Origin of the sequence: Stenotrophomonas sp., assembly GCF_031995405.1 — a bacterium.
In the GTDB taxonomy this organism is placed as follows: domain Bacteria; phylum Pseudomonadota; class Gammaproteobacteria; order Xanthomonadales; family Xanthomonadaceae; genus Stenotrophomonas.
The window spans coordinates 1-5,654 of the sequence record NZ_DAMAGC010000094.1 but is presented as its reverse complement, the minus strand read 5'-3'; the positions used below and the strand labels follow the sequence as shown (position 1 = coordinate 5,654).

Genomic DNA, 5,654 nt, shown 5'->3' with positions numbered 1-5,654 from the left:
CCCGCAGCTGCGGACGTCGGAGGGTAGAGCCGACCCATGGTCGGCTGCACAACACCAGCGGGAGGGCAACAGGCGGGCGCCAGCCAGGCACGAACGCCCCTATCGCGCCTTGCAACGCACCTCAGCACGCATGGCCCCGCTGCGCAGGCACTCGCCCAATACACTGCCCTGGCGGCTCGGGATCGACTCCAACGATTCCAGCGCCCCGGCCCCGTCCGGACAGTGCGTGCTGGCCAACCTGCGCAGGTCCTGCTCAAGCTGCTCCCGGTCGATCACATGACAGCGATCGACCAGCAACCGGTACTGCCCCGGACCGATCCGATCGCTGTGCAGCGCCGGATCGCTCCGGCAGGCGCTGAGCAGCAGCAGGAGCAGCGACAGCGCCCCTGCCGCTACCCGCTTCACGGCATGACCTTGGCCTGCTCCAGCTCCACCTGCAGGGTGCTGGCCAATTCGTCGCGCGAGACCTCGAACTGCTGCTCGCGCAGCAGGTCCTTCACCGCGACCACGCCACGCGCCAGTTCGTCCTCACCGGCCAGGACCACGAAGCGGATGCCCGCCTTGGCCGCGTACTGGAACTGCTTGCCGATCTTTTTCGGCTCCATCTGCACTTCGGCGTTGATGCCGCCCACGCGCAGGCGACGGGCGATATCCAGCGACTGCGGCAGGCTCGCATCGTCCATCAGCGCGACCAGCGCATGCACGCTGCTGTCTTCGATACCGGCGATCAGGCCGGCCTCGCGCAGCTGCCAGAACAGGCGGGTCAGGCCGATGGAGATGCCCACGCCCGGCAGCCTGGACTTGCTGTAATGGCTGGCCAAGTCTTCGTAACGGCCGCCCGAGCAGATCGAGCCGATCTGCGGGTGGTCGGTCAACGTGGTCTCATAAACGGTGCCGGTGTAGTAATCCAGGCCACGAGCGATGGAGAAGTTCAGGCAATACGCGGTCTCCGGCACGCCCAGCGCCTTGACCAGCTCCAGCACTTCGCGCAGCTCGGCCACGCCCAGCTTCAGCGTGTCGCTGGCGGCCGGGTCGGCCAGCAGCGCGTCCAGCTGCGCCAGCGCGTCGGCATGGCTGTTCGAACGCACCGCCACGAACGCCAGGATGCGCTCGACCTGCTCGGCCGGAATCTCGAAGCCCTCGCCGACCAGCGTCTCGCGCACGTAATCGGCGCCGCGCTTGTCCAGCTTGTCCACTTCACGCAGCACCGCCAGCTGGCGTTCGCCATCGGCCACGCCCAGGCTTTCGAAGAAGCCGCGCAGCAGCTTGCGGTTGTTCAACTGCACCGAGAAATCGCCGATGCGCAGTTCGGCGAACACCGCATGGATCACCGCCAGCACTTCGGCGTCGTAACGCGTGCTCAGCGTGTCCTTGCCGATCACATCGATGTCGCACTGGTAGAACTCGCGGAAACGGCCACGCTGGGCACGCTCGCCACGGTACACGCGCTGCATCTGGTAACGGCGGAACGGGAAGGTCAGGTCGTGCTCGTGTTCGGCCACGTAGCGGGCCAGCGGCACGGTCAGGTCGAAGCGCAGGGCCAGTTCGGGCAGCGCCTTCTCTTCGGCCTCGGCGGCATTGGCCAGCGCACCGGTGGACTGTACGAAATACACCTGGCGCTCGGTCTCGCCGCCGGACTTGGTCAGCAGCACGTCGGACAACTCGAACACCGGGGTCTCCACCGGCAGGAACCCGAACCGCTCGTAGTTGCGGCGGATGACGTCCAGCATGCGCTGGAACGCGATCTGCTCGCGCGGCAGCAATTCCATGATGCCGGGCGGCGTACGGGGCTTGATCACTTGCGGAACTCCTGCGAATCGGGGGGATGAGCGAGGTGCATATTCTAGCCGCAGCCGAACCGCCGGGCCTGCATCGGTCGCCGCGGCCCGGGCCGATGGCCGCATGACGTATCATAAGCAGGCCCCGCTCCCTGGTTCGACATGACCCGGCCCCACCCCGGTACCGCGCTTTCCGCCGTTGAAGATCCCGCCAGCCCGGGCTGCTCGCCGCTGCGCGACTGCCTGCACTGCTCGGTGCGCCATCTGGCGGTGTGTTCGGCACTGTCGCCGGACGAGGTGCAGGCGCTGGAGCGGGTGACGGTGTCGCAGGCGTTGCCGCTCGGTGCCACGCTGGCCCGTGCCGGCGAGTCGCGCCAACATGTCTATACCTTGACCGCCGGCGCGCTGCGCCTGGTCCGCACGCTGGCCGATGGCCGCCGCCAGATCAGCGGCTTCGTGCTGCCGGGCGACTACCTCGGCCTGACCGGCAGCGACAACCACCGCTACGACATCGAAGCGATCGCCGACAGCCGCGTCTGCCGCGTCGCGCTGCCGCAGATGAAGGATCTGCGGACGCGTTTTCCGCACCTGGAACGCAAGCTGCTGCAGCGTGCCTGCCAGGCGCTGGATGACGCCCAGGATGCCGCGCTGTCGCTGGCCCGCCTGCAGCCAGCCGAAAAGCTGGCCGATTTCCTGCTGCGGCTGGCTGCGCGTGAGGCGATGCTGGGCGCGGACGGGCTGCGGGTGACGTTGCCGATGGGGCGCGGTGACATCGCCGATCACCTCGGCCTGACCATGGAAACGGTGAGCCGTACGTTCACCAAGCTGCGCCAGCAGGGCCTGATCGCCCTGCCCCATCTGAACACCGTCGAGATTCTCGACGAAGCGGGACTGCAGGCGCTTTCCGGCGCGGAGTGAGTGGGGTGCCCGCGCTGTGGCGCGGGTGGGTGGCGGGGGACCGGGTGCCGGGCATGGCTCGGCGCTAACTGATTTGGCGCTTGCCGAGCATGGCTCGGCACTACCTTAGATTGAGGAGTACCTCGCGCAGCGCTGCGTAGTGCGGTGCGCAGGGTTCGGCGTGGGCGGGGCGCTGGAGCAGGTCGGCGAGGGCTGGGGGCACGTGCAGCGGCTGGCCGATCAGGGGTTCCACGACCGATTCGAACTTGGCCGGGTGCGCGGTGGCGGCCACTGCCCAATCGCCCTGCACGCCTTCGCTGCGCAGCTGCTCCAGCACCACCATGGCGGTAGCGGTATGCGGGCAGAACACTTCGCCGGCCCGCGCCCAGCGCCGCGCGATGAGGTCGCGGATCGCCGCATCGTCGACGGCCTCGACACGGAAGTCGGCGCGCAGTGCCGCATCGTCGCCCGCATACAGCCAGCGCAGCCGTTCGAAGTTGCTCGGCGCCCCCACGTCCATCGCGTTGGCCACGGTCGCCACGCTGGTGGCCGGCTGGTAGTCGCCGCCATGGAAGAAGCGTGGCAGCACGTCGTTGGCATTGGTCGCCAGCGCGATGCGCCCCAGCGGCAACCCCATCGATCGCGCCAGCACTGCCGCCATCGCATTCCCCAGGTTGCCGGTGGGCACCACCAGGTTGAGCAGCTGCCCGGTGGCCGCGTGATGTTGCAGCGCTGCATGGGCGTAGTAGCTCATCTGCGGCAGCCACCGGCCCAGGCTGATGCTGTTGGCCGAACTCAGCGGCACCTGCGCCTGCAACGCGCGGTCGCCCAAGGCCTGCTTGACCATCGCCTGGCAGTCATCGAAGGCCCCGGCCACGCGCAGGGTGTGGATGTTGTCGCCGAAACAGCCCAACTGGTGGGCCTGCCGGGGCGACACGCGTCCGTCGGGGTACAGCACTACCACGCGGATGCCCGGCTGACGATGGAAGGCCGCCGCCACTGCCGCGCCGGTATCGCCGGAGGTGGCAACCACGATCGTCAGCGGCTGCGCGCGGTCCTGCTGCAGTTGGGCCAGGCTGGCGGCGAGGAACCGCGCACCGAAATCCTTGAACGCGGCGGTGGGGCCGTGGAACAGCTCCAGCACGTGATCGCGCGGGGTGCTCAGCGGGCGCAGCGGCGCGGGAAAATCGAACGCCTGCGCGCACAGCCGGTCCAGCTGCGGGGCCAACGCGTCACCTTCGAAATAGGGCGCGAGCACTGCCGCGGCGTCCTGCGCCAGTGTGCCGTGCGCGCGCCATGCCCTCGCCTGCGGTCGCTGCTCGGGTACGTAAAGTCCGCCATCCGGGGCGAGCCCGGCGGCGATGGCCTGGCTCAGGGTTGCGGCAGGCGCGTCGTGGCGGGTGGAAACAAAGTTCATCGTAGGTCCTGGAGAAAAGTGGCAAACACGCTGCTCACAGCAGCTGCGCACCGGGCGCGTTCAATGGCGACACCCAGCCCTGGCTGTCGAAGCCGGCATCGGCGAAGGCCTGCTGCACCGCCGCCTGCGCGACCCGCGCCGCATCGCGATGCTCGAACCACCCGAATACGCTGGGGCCGGCACCGGAAATACTGGCGCCCATCGCACCGGCGGCCAACGCGGCATCGCGCGCGGCGTGGAAGCCGGCAATCAGCCCGGCGCGGCGCGGCTCGACCAGCACATCGCGCAGCCCGGCGCGGACCAGCGATGCATCGGCGTTGAAGCAGCCGCTCAGCACCAGCGCCAGGTTCGCACTCTGCTGCACGAACTCGCCCAGCGCATAACTGCCCTGCAGCGCCGCCCGCGCACGGCGGGTTTCCAGCACCGCATCGGGATGCACCAGCAGGCTGTGCCAGGCGTCCGGCACGGGAATCGGTACCAGCCGCTCGGCCGTGCTCAACACCAGCCCGCCGAGCAGCATCGGCCCGACGTTGTCGCCATGCCGGCCGCCACTGGCCACCGCCTCGCCGGTCAGTGCGAACGGATACAGCGCCTGCCGCGACAACGGGGCGTCCAGCAGCGCGTTGGCCGCCACCAGCGCGGCCACGCACGATGCCGCCGAGCCACCCATGCCCGAGCCGAGCGCGATGCCCTTGTCGATCTCCACCTCGAAGCCGAACGGCAACCCCAGCGCCTCGCGCAGCGCGATCAGCGCCGCACCGGCCGTGTTGTCGGCGGCGTCGAGCGGCAGCGCGAATGGCGTGCCACGGATCGCCGCGATGCGCACCTCGGGTGCGGCGATGCGTCGCACGCTGACCGTGTCGCCGACCCCGGCGATGGCATGCCCGAGGATGTCGAAGCCGACCGCCGCATTGCCTACCGACGCGGGCGAAAACGCACGGGCACTGTCACCTGCACTCACAGGCGTGCTCCTTCGCCCACCGCCACCCGCAGCACGTCGGCGAACACGCCGGCGGCGGTCACCTCCGGCCCGGCCCCCGGGCCCTGCACCACCAGCGGGTTGTCGCAGTAGCGCCGGGTGGTGAACTGCACCACGTTGTCGGTCAGGCGCAGCGTGGCGAAGGCGTGCCCGGCCGGCAGTTCCACCAGGCCCACCTGCGCGCCCTCGGCCGACAGCCGCGCCACATAGCGCAACACCGCCCCGCGCGCCTGGGCCTGGGCCAGGCGGTCGGCAAACAGCGCGTCGACCGCATCCAGGCCCCCCATGAATTCCTCGACGCTGGCCTGGCGCAGTACTTCCGGCACCAGGCTTTCCACCTGCACCTGCTCCAGGCTCAACTCGCGCCCGGCCTCGCGGGCCAGGATCACCAGCTTGCGCGCCACGTCCACGCCGGACAGGTCATCGCGCGGGTCCGGTTCGGTGTAGCCCATGCCGCGCGCCTGCGCGACCAGTTGCGAAAACGGCACCTGGCCGTCGTATTTGTTGAACAGCCACGCCAGCGTGCCCGAGAAGATGCCGGCGAAGGCCAGCACTTCATCACCGGTATCAACCAGGTCGCGCA

General features: G+C 69.5%; 5 protein-coding genes and 1 pseudogene. 1 reads left to right on the top strand and 5 read right to left on the bottom strand.

Features of this window, described 5'->3' with window-relative positions:
• Positions 1-99: 99 nt before the first annotated feature.
• Together RTO53_RS14870 and hisS are read right to left on the bottom strand one after the other, a co-directional pair.
• On the bottom strand, positions 100-405 hold the full coding sequence (locus tag RTO53_RS14870; RefSeq protein ID WP_312238520.1) for a hypothetical protein: 306 nt from the start codon (positions 403-405) through the stop codon (positions 100-102).
• Positions 402-1,799 carry a histidine--tRNA ligase gene (hisS, locus tag RTO53_RS14865; protein WP_312238519.1) on the bottom strand — a complete coding sequence of 466 codons (1,398 nt, stop codon included), beginning with the start codon at positions 1,797-1,799 and terminating at the stop codon, positions 402-404. Before hisS ends, RTO53_RS14870 begins: the two co-directional genes overlap by 4 nt.
• 141 nt (positions 1,800-1,940) lie before the next feature.
• Here hisS and RTO53_RS14860 point away from each other — a divergent pair, with 141 nt between their 5' ends.
• Positions 1,941-2,696: a helix-turn-helix domain-containing protein gene (locus RTO53_RS14860; protein ID WP_312238518.1), complete on the top strand. Its 756-nt coding sequence runs from the start codon at positions 1,941-1,943 to the stop codon at positions 2,694-2,696.
• Between the two features lie 100 nt (positions 2,697-2,796).
• Here the strand turns inward: RTO53_RS14860 and thrC are convergent, their stop codons facing one another.
• The 3 genes and pseudogenes from thrC to RTO53_RS14845 form a co-directional block, all read right to left on the bottom strand.
• On the bottom strand, positions 2,797-4,092 hold the full coding sequence (thrC, locus tag RTO53_RS14855; protein WP_312238517.1) for a threonine synthase: 1,296 nt from the start codon (positions 4,090-4,092) through the stop codon (positions 2,797-2,799).
• 34 nt (positions 4,093-4,126) lie between these two features.
• On the bottom strand, positions 4,127-5,053 hold the full coding sequence (locus RTO53_RS14850) for a homoserine kinase (protein WP_312238516.1): 927 nt from the start codon (positions 5,051-5,053) through the stop codon (positions 4,127-4,129).
• A pseudogene (locus RTO53_RS14845) lies at positions 5,050-5,654 on the bottom strand (bifunctional aspartate kinase/homoserine dehydrogenase I); the annotation flags it as partial. The gene RTO53_RS14850 and the pseudogene RTO53_RS14845, both read right to left, overlap by 4 nt.